Source organism: Pseudoselenomonas ruminantium, assembly GCF_900104055.1.
Lineage (GTDB): Bacteria > Bacillota > Negativicutes > Selenomonadales > Selenomonadaceae > Selenomonas_A > Selenomonas_A ruminantium_C.
Map to the genome: position 1 here is coordinate 18,855 of NZ_FNJQ01000017.1, position 22,629 is coordinate 41,483.

General features: G+C 45.4%; 19 protein-coding genes. 18 read left to right on the plus strand and 1 reads right to left on the minus strand.

What is annotated here, in order from left to right; translation table 11 throughout:
- Window positions 1-25 precede the first annotated feature (25 nt).
- The 13 genes from BLQ59_RS08225 to BLQ59_RS08285 all read left to right on the plus strand — a co-directional run bounded on the left by BLQ59_RS08225 (window position 26) and on the right by BLQ59_RS08285 (window position 14,546).
- A complete protein-coding gene (locus tag BLQ59_RS08225; protein WP_256324642.1) occupies window positions 26-391 on the plus strand; it encodes an Hpt domain-containing protein in 366 nt (121 codons plus the stop codon).
- A 104-nt stretch (window positions 392-495) separates the two neighbouring features.
- Window positions 496-1,587, plus strand: coding sequence for a recombinase RecA (gene recA, locus BLQ59_RS08230; protein ID WP_074572385.1), 1,092 nt, complete (start codon window positions 496-498; stop codon window positions 1,585-1,587).
- Window positions 1,588-1,590: 3 nt separating this feature from the next.
- On the plus strand, window positions 1,591-2,085 hold the full coding sequence (locus BLQ59_RS08235; RefSeq protein WP_074572386.1) for a regulatory protein RecX: 495 nt from the start codon (window positions 1,591-1,593) through the stop codon (window positions 2,083-2,085).
- A gap of 195 nt (window positions 2,086-2,280) precedes the next feature.
- Window positions 2,281-3,789, plus strand: a complete 1,509-nt coding sequence (locus tag BLQ59_RS08240; RefSeq protein WP_074572387.1) for a type I restriction-modification system subunit M — start codon at window positions 2,281-2,283, stop codon at window positions 3,787-3,789.
- Window positions 3,779-5,011 (plus strand): restriction endonuclease subunit S, encoded by a 1,233-nt coding sequence (locus tag BLQ59_RS08245; RefSeq protein ID WP_074572388.1) that lies wholly within the window; start codon window positions 3,779-3,781, stop codon window positions 5,009-5,011. The genes BLQ59_RS08240 and BLQ59_RS08245 overlap by 11 nt, the downstream gene beginning before the upstream one ends.
- A gap of 33 nt (window positions 5,012-5,044) precedes the next feature.
- A complete protein-coding gene (locus tag BLQ59_RS08250; RefSeq protein WP_074572389.1) occupies window positions 5,045-6,979 on the plus strand; it encodes an AAA family ATPase in 1,935 nt (644 codons plus the stop codon).
- A gap of 64 nt (window positions 6,980-7,043) precedes the next feature.
- Window positions 7,044-7,325, plus strand: coding sequence for a nucleotidyltransferase family protein (locus BLQ59_RS08255; RefSeq protein ID WP_256324643.1), 282 nt, complete (start codon window positions 7,044-7,046; stop codon window positions 7,323-7,325).
- A gap of 48 nt (window positions 7,326-7,373) precedes the next feature.
- Entirely contained in the window at window positions 7,374-8,240 is an 867-nt protein-coding gene (locus BLQ59_RS08260) for a sce7726 family protein (protein WP_074572391.1), read from the plus strand.
- Entirely contained in the window at window positions 8,230-9,165 is a 936-nt protein-coding gene (locus BLQ59_RS08265; RefSeq protein WP_143005324.1) for a sce7725 family protein, read from the plus strand. The genes BLQ59_RS08260 and BLQ59_RS08265 overlap by 11 nt, the downstream gene beginning before the upstream one ends.
- Before the next feature lie 59 nt (window positions 9,166-9,224).
- Complete coding sequence (locus BLQ59_RS08270) at window positions 9,225-9,971, plus strand: RES domain-containing protein (RefSeq protein WP_176756765.1); 747 nt, start codon at window positions 9,225-9,227, stop codon at window positions 9,969-9,971.
- A 3-nt stretch (window positions 9,972-9,974) separates the two neighbouring features.
- Entirely contained in the window at window positions 9,975-10,205 is a 231-nt protein-coding gene (locus BLQ59_RS16545) for an RES family NAD+ phosphorylase (protein ID WP_074572394.1), read from the plus strand.
- Window positions 10,206-10,231: 26 nt separating this feature from the next.
- A complete protein-coding gene (locus BLQ59_RS08280) occupies window positions 10,232-11,344 on the plus strand; it encodes an AAA family ATPase (RefSeq protein WP_074572395.1) in 1,113 nt (370 codons plus the stop codon).
- Window positions 11,345-11,408: 64 nt separating this feature from the next.
- Window positions 11,409-14,546 carry a type I restriction endonuclease subunit R gene (locus tag BLQ59_RS08285; protein WP_081342511.1) on the plus strand — a complete coding sequence of 1,046 codons (3,138 nt, stop codon included), beginning with the start codon at window positions 11,409-11,411 and terminating at the stop codon, window positions 14,544-14,546.
- 56 nt (window positions 14,547-14,602) lie between these two features.
- Here BLQ59_RS08285 and BLQ59_RS08290 read toward each other — a convergent pair whose 3' ends face one another.
- A complete protein-coding gene (locus BLQ59_RS08290; RefSeq protein ID WP_074572396.1) occupies window positions 14,603-15,949 on the minus strand; it encodes an MFS transporter in 1,347 nt (448 codons plus the stop codon).
- Window positions 15,950-16,232: 283 nt separating this feature from the next.
- Between BLQ59_RS08290 and BLQ59_RS08295 the strand changes: the two genes are divergently transcribed.
- From BLQ59_RS08295 to BLQ59_RS08315, 5 genes are all read left to right on the plus strand, one after another.
- The gene (locus tag BLQ59_RS08295; protein ID WP_074572397.1) at window positions 16,233-17,411 is read left to right on the plus strand and encodes a galactokinase; all 1,179 of its coding nucleotides are present in this window, start codon (window positions 16,233-16,235) and stop codon (window positions 17,409-17,411) included.
- An 80-nt stretch (window positions 17,412-17,491) separates the two neighbouring features.
- Window positions 17,492-18,481 (plus strand): UDP-glucose 4-epimerase GalE, encoded by a 990-nt coding sequence (gene galE, locus BLQ59_RS08300; RefSeq protein WP_074572398.1) that lies wholly within the window; start codon window positions 17,492-17,494, stop codon window positions 18,479-18,481.
- A gap of 15 nt (window positions 18,482-18,496) precedes the next feature.
- On the plus strand, window positions 18,497-20,005 hold the full coding sequence (gene galT, locus BLQ59_RS08305; RefSeq protein WP_074572399.1) for a UDP-glucose--hexose-1-phosphate uridylyltransferase: 1,509 nt from the start codon (window positions 18,497-18,499) through the stop codon (window positions 20,003-20,005).
- A gap of 14 nt (window positions 20,006-20,019) precedes the next feature.
- Entirely contained in the window at window positions 20,020-21,057 is a 1,038-nt protein-coding gene (locus BLQ59_RS08310) for a LacI family DNA-binding transcriptional regulator (protein ID WP_074572400.1), read from the plus strand.
- A 123-nt stretch (window positions 21,058-21,180) separates the two neighbouring features.
- Window positions 21,181-22,587 (plus strand): SGNH/GDSL hydrolase family protein, encoded by a 1,407-nt coding sequence (locus tag BLQ59_RS08315; RefSeq protein WP_256324644.1) that lies wholly within the window; start codon window positions 21,181-21,183, stop codon window positions 22,585-22,587.
- Window positions 22,588-22,629 lie beyond the last annotated feature (42 nt).

The window sequence follows — 22,629 nt, forward strand, 5'->3', positions numbered from 1 at the left end:
GTGTAAGAAGAAGGGAAGCGGGCTTATGGATCAGTTAGAAATCAAGGAGATTTTGTGTGATGCTGGTGTCGATTATGGCAAAGGATTGGAACGGTTTATGGGGAATGTGGCGTTATACCACAAGTTCCTGGGAAAATTCCTCGATGACAAGTCGTTTGCACAGTTTCAGGCCGATTTTACCGCAGGCGATATGGAAAAAGCCGGCAAAAACGTCCACACGTTGAAAGGCACAGCCGGGAACCTTAGTCTTATGCGTCTTTTTACAGCCGCTGACAAAACGGTACAAGCCATTCGGGCCGGCAAGAGTCCAGCGGAAATTGAGCCGCTGGCCAAGCAGGTGGAAAAGGTCTATACTGAAAACTGCGAGGCTATCCGCAAGGTGATTGGTTGATCGTCAATAGAGAGGGACTGCTAAAGGCAGCCCCTCTGTTTTCTTGCCAAAAGAGGGCAATTTTTATATAATTGTATGAGATAAACAGAAAGGAAGCGGATAAAATGGCAGCAGATAAAGACAAAGATAAAGTCGGACGGATTACCGAAGAAGACAGCAAGAAAACGGCCCTGGCCAATGCCCTGAAGAAAATCGAAAAGGACTTTGGCAAAGGCTCGATCATGAGACTTGGCGATGCCCGCGCGCAGATGAATGTGGCGGTTATTCCCACGGGCATCCTGCCTATCGATATCGCACTGGGCACCGGCGGCATTCCCCGCGGTCGTATCATCGAGATCTACGGCCCGGAATCTTCCGGTAAGACCACGGTTACCCTGCATATGATTGCTGAGGCACAGAGAAATGGCGGCATTGCAGCCTTCATCGATGCCGAGCATGCCTTAGATCCTGTGTATGCACAGAAACTCGGTGTGGATATCGATGAACTCCTGATTTCCCAGCCGGATACTGGTGAACAGGCACTCGATATCGTGGATGCCCTCGTGCGCAGCGGTGCGATCGACATCATCGTCGTTGACTCCGTAGCAGCTCTCGTGCCGAAGGCCGAAATCGACGGCGAGATGGGCGACAGCCATGTGGGCCTCCATGCCCGCCTCATGAGCCAGGCTATGCGCAAGCTCACGGGTGTCATCAATAAATCCCAGACCGTGGCCATCTTCATCAACCAGATTCGTGAAAAGGTCGGCGTGACCTATGGCAACCCCGAAGTTACCACGGGCGGCCGCGCCCTGAAATTCTATTCCTCCGTGCGCATGGAAGTGCGCAAGGGCGAAAAGATCACGCAGGGTTCCGATGTGGTCGGCAATCGTACGAAGGTCAAGATTGTCAAGAACAAGATTGCACCTCCCTTCAAGACGGCAGAATTCGACATCATGTACGGCGAAGGCGTTTCCCGTCTGGGCACGCTGATTGATATGGGCGTGGAACTCGACATCGTGGACAAGAGCGGTGCCTGGTTCTCCTATGAAGGTACCCGCTTAGGTCAGGGCAAGGAAAAAGCTAAGGTGACGCTCGAAGAGAATCCGGCCATGATTGATGAAATCGAAGCCAAGATCCGCGCCAAACTGCAGACGGATGCTGAGGCACTGGAAAAGGCCGCCCCGACGGATGCGAGTGACGAACCACTTGAGGATTAATCCATGTGGGGAAGTAATTACGGCAAGCCCAAGCGCAAGCCGGTAAAGCCCGCACTCGTCACCGCTGTGGATTTGCTGGCCCGGCAGGAGTACAGCGAAAACCGCTTGTACGAGAAGCTCATGGGCAAAGGCTACGAAGAAGAGGAAGTGGCTGCTGCCATTGCCAGATTGCAGGAAAAGCATTATCTGAGTGATGCCGAATCCTGCCCGCGGCGGTTCAACTACCTTTATACGGATAGCAGCTACTCCGTGCGGCAGATCTGCGAAAAACTCAAGCAGAAGGGATATCCATCTGCGCTTGTGAAATCCTGTATCCCCGAAGATAGGGAGGCAGTCAGCGAGCGTGAGTATGAGAAGGCCCTGCGGGTGCTCGAGAGCAAGTACAAACGCAGCCAGGATAAGCAGAAACTCATGGCGGCCTTGTTCAGAAGAGGCTACCAGAGTTCGGCTATCTACCGGGCTGTAAATGAATATTTGGCAGATATCGATGAAGATTAAGGCAGACATCGAGCCATTAAGACGCCGGCCCCGCTGGGGATAACTTTCCTTCGCTTTGACAAAAAGCGCCAAACGCTACGGAAAGCCATCCCCAGCGGGGCCGGCTTTGTATTTATCTATGGGCGAGTTTCTTTTTGCTGCCATAAATTTGTGCTATAATATTCTGTAAAGAGATAGGTATGGAGGAATATTTTGATGGCGAATAACAGTAGTGCCAATATCGGTTTTGAAAAGCAAATATGGGATGCAGCTTGTGAGCTTTGGGGGCATATCCCTGCGGCTGATTATCGTAAGGTGATTATCGGTCTTATCTTTTTGCGTTACATTGGCAATGCTTTTGAAAAGCAGTATAACAAGCTGGTGGCAGAAGGGGATGGTTTTGAAGATGACCCCGATGCCTACGAGGCGGAAAATATCTTCTTCGTGCCGGAAGATGCACGTTGGAGCAAGATCGCGGCAGCTGCGCATAAGCCGGAGATTGGTACTGTTATCGATAACGCCATGCGGGCCATTGAAGATGACAATAAAAAGCTCAAAAATGTCCTGCCCAAGAATTTTGCCAGCCCGGATTTGGATAAGCGGGTACTGGGCAATGTAGTTGACCTCTTTACCAATATGGATATGGACGATACGGAGGAAAGCAAAGACCTTTTGGGGCGTACCTACGAATACTGTATTGCACAGTTTGCTGCCTACGAAGGCGTAAAAGGCGGTGAGTTCTATACGCCGGCCAGTATCGTTAAGACCATTGTAGCGGTGCTTCGTCCGTTCTCGAACTGCCGGGTATATGATCCCTGCTGTGGCAGCGGCGGGATGTTCGTGCAAAGTGCAAAATTCATTCAGGCACACAGCAATATGCGAGGGGTGATTTCTGTCTACGGGCAGGAATCCAATGCCGACACGTGGAAGATGGCAAAGATGAACCTGGCCATTCGCGGTATTGATGCCAATCTCGGCGAACATCAGGCGGATACGTTCTTCAATGATATTCACGGCGACAGCTTGAAAGCGGATTTCATCATGGCGAATCCTCCGTTTAATCTTTCCAACTGGGGACAGGACAAGCTGAAAGATGACAAGCGTTGGAAATATGGACTGCCCCCTGCAGGCAATGCCAACTATGCGTGGATTCAGCACATGATTCATCACCTTGCACCTAACGGAAAAATCGGCTTGGTGCTGGCCAATGGTGCCCTGTCTACTCAGACCAAGGGCGAAGGCGAAATCCGCAAGAATATCATTGAAGATGACCTGGTAGAAGCAATTATTGCCATGCCTACCCAGCTTTTCTACAGTGTAACCATCCCGGTAACGCTGTGGTTTATCACCAAGAACAAGGAGCAAAAAGGCAAGACGCTCTTTATAGATGCCCGGGATATGGGTTATATGGTTGACCGCAAGCACCGCGACTTCACCGATGAAGACATTGCCAAACTCGCCGATACCGTGGCAGATTTCCAAACAGGAAAACTGGAAGAAGTCAAAGGTTTCTGTGCCATTGCGACCACGGAAGAAATCGCCAAACAGGATTATATCCTTACACCGGGACGCTATGTCGGCATAGCCGAACAGGAAGATGACGGCGAACCCTACGAAGAAAAAATGAAACGGCTCACAGGTGAACTTTCCGGCCTGTTCGCCAAATCCCATGAACTGGAAGATAAGATTCGGAAGAATCTGGAGGCGATTGGGTATGAAGTGTAAACTAAAAGATGTTTGTACTAAAATTGGTAGTGGCTCAACCCCTAGAGGGGGGAAAGATGCTTATTGCTCTAAAGGTATTTCCCTTATTAGGAGTCAAAATGTTTTGGACTATTCCTTTTCTGAATTGGGCTTGGCATTTATAAATGAAGAACAAGCAAAAAAATTAAGCAATGTGGTCGTAGAGAAAAATGATATTTTGTTAAATATTACAGGGGACTCTGTAGCTCGTGCTTGTAAGGTAGATAATAGTAAATTGCCAGCCAGAGTTAATCAGCATGTTTGTATTATACGACCAAATGAAAGCGTGGTACTTAGCAGTTATATTTTGTATTATTTACAATTAAATAAAGAATATCTTTTACAACTAGCTGCTGGTGGTGCAACGAGAAAAGCACTTACGAAAGATATGATTTCTAATATGGAAATAGATATACCGAATTTAGAAAATCAAAGAAAAATCATATCGATATTAGATGATATTCAAGATAAAATAGAAGTTAATACACACATAAACAAGAATTTAGAGGAGCAAGCACAGGCAATTTTTAAGTCGTGGTTCGTGGACTCGGTAGAACGATATGCTTGGGACACAGGATGTTTCTCAGATATAATCGAAACAACTTTAGGCGGTGACTGGGGAAAAGAAAAACCAATCGGTAATCACACAGAAATGGTGTATTGCATTAGGGGGGCTGATATACCCGATGTACGCTCGGGGAATAAGGGGAAAATGCCTACTCGATATATTTTGCCCAAGAACTATGCGTCCAAACATTTGGTGGCTGGCGATATTGTTATTGAAATATCTGGTGGAAGCCCTACACAATCAACGGGAAGAGCGACTGCCATATCACAATCCTTACTCGACCGCTATGACAAAGGCCTGGTATGCACAAATTTTTGCCGGGCTATCAAGCCGATGAAAGGCTACAGTATGTTCGTTTACTATTACTGGCAATATTTATATGAACTAAATACATTTTTCTCGTATGAAAATGGTACAACAGGAATAAAAAATCTTGACCTGAACGGATTCCTGAGCTCAGAGGAAATTGTTTTGCCGCCGATAACTTTAGTTAAAGAATTTGACATAATCTGCCAAGAATACTTCAATATAATTTTCTCGAACGGATTAGAAAACGAAAAACTTGCCATGCTCCGTGATACTCTCTTGCCTCGCCTTATGTCCGGCGAAATTGATGTGTCAAGCATTGAGACTTAAGCCTCTAAATTCTTGTTTATATCAGGTGATTATATGTATTTGAAAGACATAGTTCTAAAAAATTATGGCCCGTTAAAAAACATTAGTTATTCATTTCAATTTAATTCAGATGGAACTCCAAAACCTACTGTATTTATTGGGGAGAATGGTGTAGGCAAAACATTGTTACTTTCCAATATTACCCATTCACTGATAGAGATAAAACGTAACTTTTATGAGCAAATTTCTGATGTTAGTGGAAGTAGTTATTATAGAGTGGCTTCTAAGAAATATATATACGATTTAGAAAATGAAGCATATGAAAAAATAACATATGATAATGGAGCTTCATATATTGATTTTATGGTTAAAGATTATGAAAAACTTAAATCAAGCTTTGATTCATCAATATATAATGGTGTTAATGTAAATGATGATGTATTAAAAAAGAATGGTTTTTTTATAAAAGATACAAAACCATCACAAAATGTGTTTGAGAGAGAGGTTTTTTTATATTTTCCTGTCGAGCGATACTATATTCCGTCATGGTTTAATAACGAAAATGAATCGGCTAAGTTTATGTATGAAGATAGATCATTTATTGGCAGAAGCAATGATTCGATAATACAGTATAACTTGTTAGATCGTATATCGTCATGGATACTGGATGTAGCAATAGATCAGGCATTATATGAGAGAGCAGCTATTCCTAGAAAAACAGGTGACAGTAATGATTCAGTTGTTTATGAATCTACATATATAGGAAAAAATACAAATATAATTGGAACAATAAACCAACTTTTACAACAGATATATGCAAATAGGATTTCAAATGTTAGGTTTGCAATAGCACCTAAACACCATGGGTATCGTCAAATACAGATCATTGGTAGAAATGAATCAGGACAGGAATACGTGGTGGTTCCAGATTTTTCAAATCTTTCTTCAGGAGAAGTAATGTTGTTTGGGATAATGGCTGCTATTTTGAAGGAATATGATAGGCTTAGTGTAATAAATTCTATGAGTTTTGACGCTATTAAAGGAATTGTCTTAATCGATGAAATAGATCTCCATCTCCATTCTGATTTTCTTAAAAATTTACTGCCTAACCTAATAAGTATGTTTCCTAAAATACAATTTATAGTCACCAGTCATTCACCATTCTTCCTATTGGGCATGAAAAATAAGTTTAAGGATAATTGCAATTTTGTAACATTGCCTACGGGAACTATTACAAATCAATTGGAGCGCTTTAATGAAATAGAACGATGCTATGCTATTGTAGATGAAAACTATAAAGAGGTTTTGGGTTCTCTGGATGAGGTTCGAGAGAAACTTGCAAACATAAGCAAGCCTTTAATCATTACTGAGGGAAAGACGGATTGGAAACACATAGCTCATGCATTGAAGGTGTTTCAGTTACGAGGAGAGTTTTCTGATCTAGATGTGGAATTTTTAAAGTACGAAGATGAGCTAGGCGATTCAAGACTAAAAACCTTATTGGAAAATTTGGCAAAAATTAAACAATCACACAAAATAATTGGTGTTTTTGATAGTGATACGGCTATAGGGAAAAAATATATTGATACATTTGATTTCTGTAATAATGTATATGGTTGTTGTATAAAAGATGTCCATGGATATAATTGTGGAATATCTATAGAGCTTTTGTATAAACGCGAGGACTTGAAAAGATGCGATGATGAAGGGCGTAGAATCTATCTGTCAGATGAATTTAAGGAAAAATCACGAATGTTAAAAGAAGATCCACAAATTACAACATCTAATAATGCAATTGCTGGCGCATACAAATGCAAAATGGTAAAAGTAATAGATAGTGATGTTTTTAATAGTGAGGAGAAAAGTTTGGCGCTTTCTAAAAGTGAATTTGCTGATAATGTTTATAATGGTAATGGGGAATTTGCTAACATAAGTGTTGATGGATTTAAAGATATTATTAAACAAATACAAGATATTTGTAACATGTGATATAAATTATTGATTATTGAATGTAAGAATTAGGGAGTTACATATGGATAGGTGTATTTTCACATTGGAAGATATTGCAAAAGTAGTAAAGCCGCTTGCTGAAAAATACCATGTGAAAGCGATATACCTGTTTGGTTCCTACGCTCGTGGTGAGGCTGATGAGAATAGTGATTTAGATTTTCTGGTCTACATTGATGAAGGATTCAAACTGACGAATGTACTTGCCTTGGGCGAAGAATTGCGTGAAGCTCTGCAAAAAAAGGTAGACATCTTTGAAATCCATGAAATAAATAAGGATAGCGATTTTTACAGAAATGTTATTAAGGAAAAAGTATTGATAGTATGATACGTATGGACATAATGAAACAAAAATAAGATAGGAGGTGAAGATATAATGAATAATAATACGTCAATAAGCAGAGTGTTTTCAAAAAAAGTATTTGAGGAACTGCTATCATTAGGGGATAATGTTACCTATAATTATGTGGTTGATAAGTATATTGATAAACCACATGGTAAAACTAATAAAGAGATAATAAGTGAAATATATTCTATAATGGGAAATACATATAGAAGCGAATACTTTTATATGAATACACTATTGAATAAGCTGCTAATTGGTATTCATAATGTCAATACGGCAACTGCATTATCACAAGTTCGTATAGCTGATCATATCGCAGACTTTGTATTGATAAATGGCGTTGGTCGTGTTTATGAGATAAAATCGGATTTAGATAATTTGAGTAGATTGAATGAACAACTAAAGGATTATTACAAAGCATTTAGTTATGTTTCAGTTTTGTCATCTGAGCAAGAAAGGGATAAGGTAGAATCCCAGTTAAAAAAATTAGGCAGGATGGGGGATTCAGTAGGAATATATGTACTGTCCGATAACTGTACAATCTTTAATCGTGATAAAACAAAGGAGCCGAAAGCGTTTAATGACGCATTAGATTCATATACTATCTTCACTTTGTTGAGAAAAAAAGAATATGAAAAAATATTGAAAAGATATTTTGGATACTTACCTGAAGTTCCACCTGTTTTTTATTTTAGAAAATGTTTTAATATGTTCGATGAAATACCAATATTGGAAGCTCAAGAATTAACTATAAAAGAATTGAAAAAACGTAGTAAAGCTACAAAAGAATTTATGGATTATATACCATATGAGCTTAAATCGATTGCGTATTTTTATAGAACACCTAAAGATATAAATAAATTTAGTAACTTTTTAGAGCAGAGTTATGGAGGGTGAAAAAATGTATTTTCCGTATTTTCGTGGCAGACAATATGATTTGTTGGCGTTAAAGGAATTGGCGCAAAAGAGGCTCATATCTAATGAGATATTACCTGTTGTGGAACCAGTGAAAATCAGCGCGACATTAGATAGAACGTTAAAGTGTTATGTGGATGCTAAAATGCGGTTAGCAATGGTATTAAATCCGGAAGTTAAAAAGTTAGGCGAAGAAGAAAATATGAAATTATATGATAAAACAAATGAGTTCGTTTTACCAGCTATTATAATGAATAACAATGCGCCGCATGTGATTGATCAATTGAGAAATAAAGGCTATGGTAGGAATGATATATTAGTCATTTTGAATAATAGGGATGAAGTCGAGAAATATAAAAAAATATTTAAGAATGATGCTCCTGCATATGTGTTGATTCCGGATGAAAGATCCATAAAAAGAGCAGTTTCAAACAACAAGATTTTGCTTGAAGATAAATTCCATAAATTGAATAGGAATGCTGATTATGCCAATAATGATGATGAATTTTTTTCGGACGACCATAGATACTATAAAGAAGAAGGGTATATAGGGTTTGCTGATTATTCTATGATAGGAGAAAATTATGATGAGAGTGGATTTGCTCCTAGAGCTGTTGCAATTCATATTGTTTATATAGATAAAGATATGAATTTTAGAATACATCATTTTGTATCCAATTCCAATCATGGTCTTGAAGATGTTGCGGGAAAATATTACGAAGCTGTGATGAAATTAAAGGCTTGGTATAGAAGTGGTAATGAAAAACAAAGGACTGTAGCATTATCCACTTTTTTAGAACATGCTGAAAAAGGATACTTTCCGGGTTTACCAACAATAAAAAAATTATCGATTATGCATCATCTTGAATTGGTAGATAGAGTGTTGCGCAAAGAGAGTGATAAGTAATGAAATGTTGCTGTAATTGCTTTTATGATGCACATATAAAAAAGATTTTTCAAAACGTAGTGCAGAAAGGGAAATGTGATTTTTGCTATTCAAAAAATGTGCCCATAATAGGGATAGATGATGATAATCAAGTTGTACGTAGTATAATGGCGTTATTGGACCTATATGAAGTATCGAACGTTGAAGGTGCTAAGAGTATAGAAGATGCTTTATGTGATGATTGGAAAATATTTAATCTAAATAAAAATGACACGAGGAAATTGATTGAAGCGATATGTGAGAATAATTCTTTTAGGGATAGTATTTTACATGACAAAGTGATTATTCCTGAGTTGAATGAGGAGGAGTTCCTGAATGAACACAGTATAACTGGTGGATTATCATGGGATGAGTTCGCTGATTATATAAAAAATGTGAATAGATTCCATACAAATTTTAATTCTGGAGAATTTGCTTCATATTTATCTGCACTTGTGAAAGTTTATAAAAGAGGAACAGTTTTTTACAGAGGAAGAATAGCCCAAAATTCCTTTGGATATAAAACAGAGGAGATGATGGCGCCGCCTAAAGACCGTCGTACGGCAGGTCGAATAAATCCAGAAGGTATGTTGGCTCTGTATATGTCGCTAGATCCTAAAACTATTTTATATGAAATTCGTTCTAATGTATACGATTATATAACTATAGGTAAATTGGTTGCGAAAAGAGATTTTCGCGTGGTTGACTTGTCTGGATTTGAATATCTTAGCCCCTTTGACTATGTTGATGGGATGGAAAAATTCGCTGTGAATTTCAAGATTTTTTAAGATATGGCGAGAGAAATATCAAAACCGCAACGTAGAAATGATAGTAAAGTAGAATACTTACCGACTCAATTTATTGCTGAATTTATCAAAGGAGAAAAATATGATGGAGTGGGATATAGAAGTACAATTAGCGATAAGGGAATAAATATAGCATTGTTTGATGAGGGATTAGTTGAATGTATTGATGTAAATACTGTAGAAATTTCTAGTATTGAATATAAGATTTCAAAGTGATTTGAGTAATAGTTGGAGTGATGAAAATGATATCATCATTTAGAGTAGAAGGATATAGAAAGTTTTTCAAGTTTGCTCTTAATAATCTAAGTAGGATTAATTTTTTTGTAGGCAAAAACAATGTTGGTAAGACTACATTATTGGAATCTGTTTTCGGTTGGGCTTGTGGTTACAACTTGTCGCCTTTTATTGGGACATGTGTGCAGCGGAATCAGTTTTCACAAAATTCGACGCCTTATCATATTGCGGAAAATATTGTCGCTGCTGTGAACGATAGAAGAAACATTCCTTTTTCGTTTAAGTTTACAGCAATGGATGATGGTAAGGAAATATCATATACGCATAAGGTTTCCTTAGGAGATGTGTTTAAGGATTTTATACGTGATGTGGCTACGGATGCACCAGCTGTGAATCCTGTAATGAATCCCAATATGAATTCTCAGATGCAGATGGTGCCTAATGTTCCTGTTGCTCAATGGGAAGTGGCAAAAAGTGATGAGGATAAACGTAATTTCCTTTTAGGATGGCCGAATACCTTTATTGAGAATGTAGCACCGCAACAGCTGGCCCATTACGAAGATATAAGTGGTCATAGGAATATGGCGGAAAATCGTAAGCTGTATGTTCATTTGAAGCGGCATAATCTAATCGGTAAATTCGTACAGGAAATGCAGGAAGTATTCCCGGAGATTACGGATTTTGATATTTTGCCCTATCAGGATAACAGTATGGCACCTGTTAGTGCACAGGTGGCTAGTGGTGATTATTTCCCACTGGATACCTTTGGTGATGGCTTGAGGCGTATGTTTCAGATTGTCGGTTCACTGATTTTTTACCATGATGGCATCATGTGCATTGATGAGATAGATTCTACCATTCATCCTGAAGCACAAAGAAAGTTATGTCATAGCTTTATTAAGTATGCGCGGAAGTATAACGTACAACTCTTTGTTACGACGCATAATCTGGAATTTATTGATAATTTCTTGTCCAGCTGGCAAGAGGATGAATCTTTGAATACTGTGGATGATATACGCATTGTTTCCATGAAGTCTGTTGATGATGAGGTAAAGGCACGGACAATGACGGGCATAGAAGCGATGAGTGCCCGGGAAGATTTTAACATGGAGTTGAGATAAATATTAGGGATTGTACAAAAGCAGTTTAAGTTGTTTGAGAATATGTAGCAGGGATGTGATGTAGATGCCAACGGCATATACCGAAGCGGATTATGAGAACTCTGTTATGGAGTTATTTGCCGGACTGGGCTATGAGGTGGTTTATGGTCCGGAGATAGAGCGCGACCAACGCAGTCCGCTGTATGATGAGGTGTTGGAGGCTTGTATTCGGCGGCTTAATGCAGATTTGCCGGAGGATGCCATTGCGGATGCGCTTTTTAAGCTGCGCAATTTTGATAATGGCGGCCTTGTCCTGTGCAATGAAGTGTTTATGGACTATCTGCAAAACGGGATTCCAGTGCGGTATACTGTCAAGGGGGAAGAACGTTCGGCCATTGCCTATTTGGTGGATTATGATAATCCGGACAATAACTCTTTTATTGCGGCGAATCAATGGACATATATCGAGAACAGCACCAAGCGGCCGGACGTGGTGTTGTTCCTCAATGGCTTGCCCCTTGTCATTATAGAACTCAAATCGCCTTCCCGCGAGGAGACGGATGCCAGTGAAGCGTATTTGCAGCTGCGCAATTATATGCAGGAAATTCCATCTTTGTTCATATACAATGCTATCTGCGTGATGAGCGATATGATGACTTCTAAGGCTGGTACTATCACTTCTGGTGAAGACCGTTTTATGGAGTGGAAAACTACGGACGGAAGTTATGAGAATACCCAGTATGCCCAGTTTGATACTTTTTTTGAGGGAATTTTTGAACGCAGCAGGTTGTTGGATATCCTGCAGAATTTTATCTGCTTTTCCAATGACGGACTGTCCAAGGTGAAAATTCTGGCGGGCTATCATCAGTATTTTGCTGTTCGTAAGGCGATTGATTCAACAAAACACGCTACAGTTACCGATGGTAAAGGTGGCGTGTTTTGGCATACCCAAGGAAGCGGCAAATCCTTGTCGATGGTATTCTATGTGCATCTGTTGCAAGCAGCGTTAGACAGTCCAACTGTAGTGGTGATAACGGACAGAAATGACCTGGATGACCAGCTTTTTGGACAGTTTGCCAAGTGCAAGTCTTTTCTGCGACAGGAGCCTGTTCATGCGGAGAGCCGTGAGCATTTGAAAAACTGGTTGGCAGGACGGCAAGCCAATGGGATTATCTTCACAACCATGCAGAAGTTTGAGGAATCAGATGAACCGCTGTCAGAGCGACGGAATATTATTGTCATGGCTGATGAGGCACACCGTTCGCAGTATGGGCTGACAGAAAAAATTGTGATGACTCATAACGAGGATGGTCAGGAAGTTGCCAAGCGCGTGGTAGGTACGGCGCGGATTATCCGCAACAGCCTGCCTAATGCGACTTATATCGGTTTTACCGGTACACCGATTTCAGCAAAGGATAGGAGCACTCGTGAAGTTTTCGGTGACTATATAGATATTTATGATATGACGCAGGCGGTGGAGGATGGAGCAACCCGACCGGTGTATTATGAGAGCCGGGTTATCAAACTGCATTTGGACGAGGCAACATTGAAACTCATTGATGCTGAGTATGATTTGATGGCGCAGAATGCGGATGCTGCGACTATTGAAAAAAGCAAGCGCGATCTAGGGCAGATGGAAGCTGTACTGGGCAATGATAAGACCATCAATTCCTTGGTGTCGGATATCCTCGACCATTACGAGAATTACCGGGAAAATCTGCTGACAGGCAAGGCTATGATTGTAGCTTATTCCCGTGCTATTGCCATGAAGATTTATCGGCGTATGCTGGAATTGCGTCCGGGCTGGATGGAAAAAGTTGCCGTGGTTATGACTGAGAGCAACAAAGACCCGGAAGATTGGCGGCAGATTATTGGCAATAAACATCGGCGGGATGAATTGGCGCAGAAATTCAAGGATAACAATAGTCCGTTGAAAATTGCTATTGTGGTCGATATGTGGCTGACTGGTTTTGATGTGCCGTCTATGGCTACTATGTATGTTTATAAGCCCATGAGCGGGCATAATCTCATGCAGGCCATTGCCCGCGTCAACCGGGTATGGCGGGACAAGGAAGGCGGCTTGGTGGTAGATTATGTGGGAATTGCGTCTGCTCTCAAACAGGCTATGAATGATTATACTGTGCGGGATAGGAAGAATTATGGCGATACGGATATTGCCAAAGTAGCTTATCCCAAATTCCTTGAAAAATTATCTGTTTGCCGTGATTTGTTCTATGGCTATGACTACAGCAAATTTGCCACTGGTTCAGATTTACAAAGGGCGAAAACGATAACTGGTGCGGTGAACTTCATTGTTGACCGGGAGAAGGACAAAGAAAAAGATACTTTTATCAAGGAGGCGTTGTTGCTCCATCAAGCGCTTTCGTTGTGTTCGTCTATTGCACCAGAGCATGAACGATTTGAGGCAGCATTCTTTGAGGCAGTGCGGGTTCTTGTCCTGCGGTTGACCCATCAGGGGGCAGGGCAGAAGATTTCTTTGCCGGAAATGAACCAGCGAATCAATGATCTTTTGCAGCAGAGCATCAAGAGTGATGGCGTTATCAATCTTTTTTCGGATGTTGAGCGAGAGTTTTCTCTGTTTGACCCCAAGTTTTTGGAAGAAATCGCCAAGATGAAGGAGAAAAATCTGGCGGTGGAGCTATTGAAAAAGCTTATTGCTGAGCAGGTGCAGATTTATCGCCGTACCAATGTGGTGAAGTCAGAGAAGTTCAGCGAAATCATCCAGCGAGCCATGAATGCTTATCTCAATGGGATGCTGACCAATGAGCAGGTGATAGAGGAACTTTTGAATCTCGCCAAGCAGATATCCAAAGCACAGCAGGAGGGAAAAGAATTAGGGCTGACTGCTGATGAGCTGGCTTTCTATGATGCATTGACCAAGCCACAGGCGATTAAAGATTTTTATGAGAATGAAGAACTTATTGCGATAACAAAGGAGTTGGCAGACACCTTGCGCCGGAACCGCACTATTGACTGGCAGAAGCGATCAAGTGCCAGAGCGAAAATGCGGATGCTGATCAAAAAGCTCCTGAAAAAGCATAAATATCCGCCAGAGGGGATGGAAGATGCGGTGCAGACGGTAATGCTCCAATGTGAACTTTGGACGGATAATCAGGATATGGAACCACACTTCTCGGAATTGAAGTACGAATTTGAATCGGATATGCTGCAAGCAGCTGAAACTAAGACTGCATATAAATAATAGGGAAAATAAAAACCTGCGTACTCGACGGAGCACGCAGGTTTTTATTATAGGAATCAGCTTTCCATGGCTACTTCCAATTCTTCCAGAGTTTTCTTCTTGCTTTCCTTACCCAGCAGGATTACGACTGCCGAGATAATCACGAATACCGAGGCGAACATCAGGAAGATGGTGTTCATGCCGAAGGCGTTGCCGAGCATCACGCCGACGAGCATCGGGGCGAGCATGCCGCCGATGCGGCCGAAGCCGGCGGCCCAGCCACTGCCGAGGGCGCGGATGGTGGTGGGGTACTGTTCCGGGGTGTAGGTGTAGATAACGCCCCAGGCGCCGAGGTTGAAGAAGCTCATCGCCGAGCCCCAGGCCAAAAGCGTCGTTGCATCCGCAGCATTGCCGAAGAAGAAGGCGCAGACGCCGGACAGGAGCAGGAACAGGGACAAGGTGTATTTGCGGCCGATGACGTCTACGAGCCAGGCGGCGGCGTAGTAGCCGGGCAGCTGGGCCAGCGTCATGATCAGCACGTATTCGAAGGTCTTGACCACGGCAAAGCCCTGCGCATAGACGATGGAGGGCAGCCACATGAAGATGCCGTAGTAGCTGAAGACGATGCCGAACCAAGCCAGCCAGAGCATGGCTGTACGGGTGCGGAAGGGCTTCGTCCAGAGCGCCGTGAATTTCGGCTGGGTGTTCGCTTTTTGACTGGTCAGATCTGACGGGTCAATTTTTTCTGGGAAAGCTTCGCTTTTCACGCCCAGCTTGGCTTCCAACTGCAGGATGACGTTTTTGGCATCCTCAATGCGGTTCTGGGATAGCAAATAGCGGATGGATTCGGGCATATGCAGGCGAATCAGGAAGACGTAGAGGGCGGGCAGGGTGCCAATCACAAAGGCAATCTGCCAGCCAAAGGCGGGAATCAGGAGGTAGGAGATGCAGGCGGCCACGAGCCAGCCCACGCCCCAGAAGCTTTCGAGCAGGACGATGAAACGGCCGCGCAGGTGGGCGGGCGCATATTCACTCATCAAGGTTGCGGCAACGGGCAGTTCCCCGCCGAGGCCGAAGCCTACGAGGAAGCGGAAGAATAACAGTGACTCATAGCTCCAGGACAGGGCGCACATGCCCGTGGACAGGCTGTAGAGCAGCACCGTCAAAGAGAACACCCGCTTGCGGCCGATGCGGTCAGCCAGGGTACCGGCGAGTACCGCACCCAAGGCCATGCCAATCAGGCCGATGGAACCAATCCAGCCAACCTGGGCAGGCGTCAGGGCCCATTCCTTGGCTAGTACCGGCAGGACGAAGGCAATCAGGCCCGTGTCCATGGAGTCGAAGAGCCAGCCGAGGCCGGTCAGCAGTAATAGTTTGTAATGGAAGCTGCCGACAGGCAGGGCTTCCAGACGTTGTAAGATCATGATGATACCTCTTTTCAAATGTTACATTTGTCTTGACAGCAGTGCGTCAATAGTGATTATACAATGTCTTGACACCTGTCGCAAGAGGCGTCAGGAAAACATTTTTAGAAAACGTTTACGAAAGGATATTGACATTTTGGCAACATAAGAGTAAACTAAGAGACAACAAGAGAAAGTGTGGCAGAGAACGAGAGGCGTCAGCCACTGGTCGGCCAGCATTTTTTTTGCAGAATATGGAAAACGTTTACAAAATATTAGTGGGATATTATCAGGAGGTAACAGCATGGAACAGGAAATCTTAACGAAGATGCAGAGTGAATTCGCCGCTAAGTTCGGTGAACAGGAGACGCGGGCATATTTCTCTCCGGGGCGGGTCAATCTGATTGGTGAGCATACGGACTACAATGGTGGTCATGTATTCCCCTGTGCCATTTCGCTGGGAACCTATGCGCTGGTCGCTGACCGCCAGGATAACAAGACGCGGATCTTTTCCCTGAATCTGGCCGATAAAGGCATTATCGAATTTGACATGTCAGGTCTTGTTTACGATAAAGCCAAGAATTGGGCCAACTATCCGATGGGCGTGGTGAAAGTCTTCGAGGATGCCGGTCACAAGGCCAGCCATGGCTTTGACATCCTGGTCTATGGTACGCTGCCGAATGGTTCCGGCCTGTCATCTTCTGCTTCTATCGAAGTGCTGATCGCGTTGATTCTCAATGATGCGTTTGGCTTCGGACTGGATATGGTGGAAATGGTGAAGCTTTCGCAGAAAGCTGAAAATACCTTCGTGGGTGTCAACTGCGGCATCATGGATCAGTTTGCCGTGGGCATGGGCAAAAAGGATTGTGCAATCCTGTTGGACTGCAATACGCTGGAATACCGTTACAGCAAGATTGCGCTGGAGGGGGCAAGCATCGTGATCACGAATACGAACAAACCCCATAGCCTGGCTTCGAGTGCTTACAATGTGCGCCGTGCGCAGTGCGAACATGCGTTGAATGAACTGAAGGAAGTAAAACCGGAACTGGGTGCTTTGGGTGAGCTTTCCAATGAGGAATTCAATCAGCTGGCCGGAGCCATCTCCGAACCATTGGAACGTCAGCGTGCCCGCCATGCGGTTTTTGAAAACAACCGCACGTTGGAAGCCGTTGAGGCTTTGGAGGCCGATGATGTAGTGAAGTTCGGCAAGCTCATGAATGAATCCCATTATTCCCTGCGGGATGATTATGACGTGACGGGCAAGGAACTCGATACATTGGCTGAACTGGCCTGGAAGGTGGATGGTGTCATCGGCTCCCGCATGACGGGCGCAGGCTTTGGTGGCTGCACGGTCAGCCTCGTGAAGAATGAGGCAATTGAGGCCTTCAAGGAGAGCGTTGGCAAGGCTTATACGGAAAAGATCGGTTATGCCCCGAGTTTCTATGTGGCCAATATCGCCGATGGTACCCACCGGATCAAGTAAACTGTTTTCTAGAAAACAGGTAGAAAACATGTTACAATAGAAAGCGATTTCTGTTTGATAAAGAAAAGGAGCGCATGATTATGTCGATTCTTGTTTGCGGCGGTGCCGGCTATATCGGTTCCCATGCCGTGCATCAGTTAGTAGAAAAGGGCGAAGATGTCGTTATCGTGGATAACCTCCAGACGGGGCATCGCGATGCTCTGAATCCTAAGGCAAAATTCTATGAAGGGGATATCCGTGAGGCAGCAGTTCTCGACAAGATCTTCACGGAAAATGATATTGATGCGGTGATTCACTTTGCCGCCAATTCCCTGGTGGGCGAGAGCATGGAAAAGCCCCTGAAATACTTCAATAACAATGTATATGGCATGCAGGTACTGCTCGAAGCCATGGTGCGCCATAACGTGGACAAGATCGTCTTTTCCTCCACGGCGGCTGTATACGGCGAACCCAAGAAGATTCCCATCATGGAAGATGATGAGACCTGCCCCACGAATACCTATGGCGAAAGCAAGCTGACCATGGAGAAGATGATGAAGTGGGTGAGCCGGGCCAATGGCATCCGCTATGTATCCCTGCGTTACTTCAATGCAGCAGGCGCTTTGGACGATGGCTCCATCGGCGAAGACCATCATCCGGAAACGCATCTGATCCCGCTGATCCTGCAGGTGCCGCTGGGCAAGCGCGACCATATCACGATTTTCGGCGATGACTATGCTACGCCGGATGGCACCTGCCTGCGTGATTACATCCATGTCATCGATCTGGCTGATGCCCATGTATTGGCACTTGAGTACCTGCGCAAGGGCGGCGAGAGCAATATCTTCAACCTGGGCAATGGCCAGGGCTTCTCGGTCAAAGAGATGATCGAGGCGGCCAAAGAAGCCACGGGCAAGGATATCAAGGTAGAGATGGGCGCCCGTCGTGCCGGCGATCCGGCCCAGCTGATTGCCTCCAGTGAAAAAGCCCGCAAGATCCTGGGCTGGAATCCCCGTTATACCGATGTGAAACAGGTTATTGGGACGGCTTGGAACTGGCATCAGAAACATCCAAATGGGTATGAAAAATAAGCGGTGAAATAATCAATGAACATCAATACAGAAATCAACCGCCTGCTTAACTTCGCGAAGCAGCGTGGCCTTATCAGCGAAGACGATTATTACTACAGTGCAAATCTGCTTATCGATGTATTGCAGGTAAGCGAATTTGTACCGGAAGAAATAGATGAAACCTTGGAAACAGCTGCACCGATTCTCAGCAGGATGCTGGATTATGCGGTTGCAGAAGGACTTATCGAAGATACGGCAAATGAGCGGGACCTGTTCGATACCCGCATCATGAACTGTGTGATGCCCAGGCCATCGGAAGTGGTCAGGAAATTCCAGAGTGACTATGCCCGTGCACCGAAAGCGGCTACGGACAATTTCTACAAAATGTCCATTGCCTCCAACTACATCCGCAAAGACCGCATTGATAAGAATCTGGTCTGGAAGACGCCGACGGAATATGGGGATCTGGACGTGACGATCAATCTGTCCAAACCGGAGAAAGATCCTCGGGATATCGCCAAGGCCAAGCTCGTCAAATCCAGTTCGTATCCGCAGTGCCTGCTTTGCCGGGAGAATGAAGGCTTTGCCGGCCATGCCGGGCATCCGGCGCGGCAGACGCACCGCCTGATTCCCTTGCGGCTGGCCTCCCACCGCTGGTTCATGCAGTATTCCCCTTATACCTATTACAATGAGCATTGCATTGTGCTGAACCGCAAGCATATTCCCATGAAGGTCAATCGCAAGAGCTTTGAGAACCTGCTGGATTTTGTGACCATCTTCCCGCATTATTTCTTAGGCTCCAATGCGGACCTGCCCATCGTGGGTGGCTCGATTCTCTCCCATGACCATTATCAGGGCGGCCGTTATGACTTTGCCATGGCCAAGGCATCGGTGGAAAAAGCTTACAGCGTTGCTGGTTTTCCCAACGTGAAGGTGGGGCGCGTGAAATGGCCGATGTCCACGATCCGCCTGACGGGTGAGGACCGGGAAGAATTGGCAGATTTAGCCGAGATCATCCTCAACAAGTGGCGTGGCTATAGTGATGATAGCGTGGGTATCCTGGCGGAAACGGACGGCGAACCCCATAATACCATCACGCCGATTGCCCGCCGCCGTGGCAGCGCCTATGAACTGGATCTCGTACTGCGCAACAACCGCCGCAGCGAGGAACATCCGCTGGGCATCTTCCATCCCCATGCCGAAGTCCATCATATCAAGAAGGAAAATATCGGCCTGATCGAGGTGATGGGACTGGCGGTACTGCCCGCCCGCCTGAAGAAGGAAATGCACCTTCTGGGGCAGGAACTCATCAAAGGGACGGCCGATATTTCGGGCATTGAGGAAATTGCCTGCCATGCCGATTGGTACAAGATGCTGCGCGAAAAATATCCGGCCGTGACGGCAGAGCAGGTGGATGGCCTGCTGCAGGCTGAAATCGGGGAAGTATTCAAGACGGTACTGGTCCATGCCGGCGTCTATAAGCGTGATGCCGCAGGTCTGGCCGCTTTCGATAAGTTTATGCAGGCTGTTTCTCAGGCTGACTGAGAAAGCAGGTTTTTATGGAAGAAAAGAAACAGGCGACAATCGTAGATGTGGCCAGGGCTGCCGGAGTTTCGGTGGCCACCGTGTCCCGGGTGGTGAATGGCAACTACCCGGTGAAAACGGAAACGAAGGAAAAGGTCAGGGCGGCCATCAGCAGCCTCAACTATGTGCCCAACGTGCAGGCTCGGGAGCTCAATACCCGCAAGTCTTCCACCATCGGTGTGGTGGTACCGGGGCTGTACAACATGTTCTTCGCAGAGGTTATCGATGGCATTGAGGAAAGCGTGCGCAAGGAGCATTTTTCCTTCCTGCTGAACTGCGCCCAGAACGATCCGGTGCAGGAGATGAACTGCATCAATGCCCTCGTGGCCCGCAATGTGTCGGGAATCATCGTCATCAGTCCCAATACGAAGAATATCAGTGAGCGCTTCTATGAAGACCTCGTGGAGCGGGTGCCCATGGTGTTCATCAACGGTTATCATCCCATCAAGGGCGTGTCCTATGTGGGCAATGATGAACGGCAGGGTTCCTTGCAGGCGCTGGAATATCTGGAGGGCCTCGGGCATAAGAAGATCCTCTTTGTCCGGGGGGCGAATTCGGATTCCTATGACATCAAAGAGGAATCCTACCGCCAGTTTATGGAAGAGCGTTCTCTGTTCAATGAGGACTATGTGCTGAATATCGGTGAAGGCAACAGTGTGGAAACGGTAGATTTGACACTTACTGCCCTGAAGCTCAAGCTGCCTTACCTGAAACCGACGGCAGTGTTCTGCTGCAATGACCTGATGGCCGTAGGTGCGCTCAACGCCTGCAAGCGCTTGGGGCTATCCGTACCGCAGAATGTCTCGATCATCGGTTACGATAATATCGCCCTGTCCCGTCTGGTGGAGCCGAAGATCACCACTATGGACCAGAACATGTTCCAGCTGGGGCAGAGTGCCGCGCAATTGCTTTTGGAGCAGATCCGCGGCGGCAAGAACCGGCGGATCGTGCTGGATAATACCCTGGTGGTGAGGGAAACCACGGGAAGCAATCAGGAAGTACATAAGATGTGATTTTTCAGGCTGCTGGCTTTGGTCCGGCAGCCTGAAAATTTTTCCGGATGGTGATTTTTTTCGCTGATGATGATATAATAGGGGCGTTGTTTAAAAATAACCTCAGGAATGGAGTTTTATATCTTGAAGAGAAGGAAAAGCGCCCTGTGGGCAGGCATCATTGCGCTGGCTATGGGCTTTACGCTGAATATGAGCGGCGTGCAGGCGGCGGAGAGTGCCAGCGATGGTGTGCGCATCAATTTTGGCCAGACGGCCGTGCATACGGAAAAGACAGCTCCGCAGGTGACGAAGGTGCAGGCAGCGCCTGTTGTGCAGAAGAATGAAGGTCAGCCTATGACAAAGTTAAAGAATGTGCAGCTGATGTGGAAGGAAATTCCCAGTGCCGTGCGCTATCAGGTGGTAATCCTGAAATCCGCCGAGGATACGCCGGAAAACATCGTCCTGACCTATGAGCAGGTCTACACCAATGGCCTGACGGTGGATCTGAGCGGTTTTGGGCCCGAGGCCAACGGTTTCTATTGGAAGATTTGTCCGCTGGATTACAATGGACGGCCGGTGGGCAACTGGCATTTCACCAAGCCGCGCGCCATCACCGATGGCGGGAAACTCAATGTGACGGCACCGCGTCCCACCACGCAGTTTGAGCGCATGGACTATATGCCTCTTTATCCGGTATTCTCCTGGATTCCCTACGGGCGGGCCAAGCAGCATGAAGTACAGGTCTACAAGGTAACGGCTGAAGGAGATCAGCTGATTCGTACGCTGCAGGGGGGCGAATACGATGTTTATGAGGATGGCGGTTATCATACGCCGGGGAAATACTATTGGCGTGTGCGTTCCCTGAACAGTGATGGCAGCCCGCTCAGCGGCTGGTCGGAGAAAAGTTACTTTACCGTCGGCGGTGAAGCAACGCCCATTGCTGCGTTAGGCGACAGCATCACCCATGGCGGCGGAGCCATGTCCGTATCGCCGGGCTATCTTCTCTACGATTGGGAGTCCTACAGCCAGGTCCCCGTGAAGAATCTGGGCTATAGCGGGAACACCACGGCAGCCATGCTGGAGCGTTTTGAACGGGACGTGCTGCCAGCTTCGCCGCGGGTGCTGGTTGTCATGGGCGGTGTCAATGATTACCGTCTGGGCACCTTTGGTTCCCATACCGTGGCGAATTTGCAGGCCATCAAGGAAAAGTGTGATGCCTATGGCATCATCGTGGTCTTCCTGACGGTCACGCCCATCAATCCTTCGTATATGGTGAACCGGGCGCATATCGAACAGCCGCCCTATGACTGGCAGATGCATCAGCAGTATATCAACAGTTGGATCATGAAGCAGCAGTATCATCTGGATGTGTCCACGGCACTTACTGACAGCCTGGGCAATCTGCGTACGAGTTACACGACTGACGGCCTGCATCCGGATTATTACGGCAAGAAATACATTGGCGAACAGGTCGGTCGGTATCTGCAGATGCATTTTGCCTGGATCACGAACAAATTGAAGAAAAAACCGATTCCTACCTATAATGACTGACCATCAGCCGCCTGCTCTCGGGCGGCTGATTTTTTAATCGAA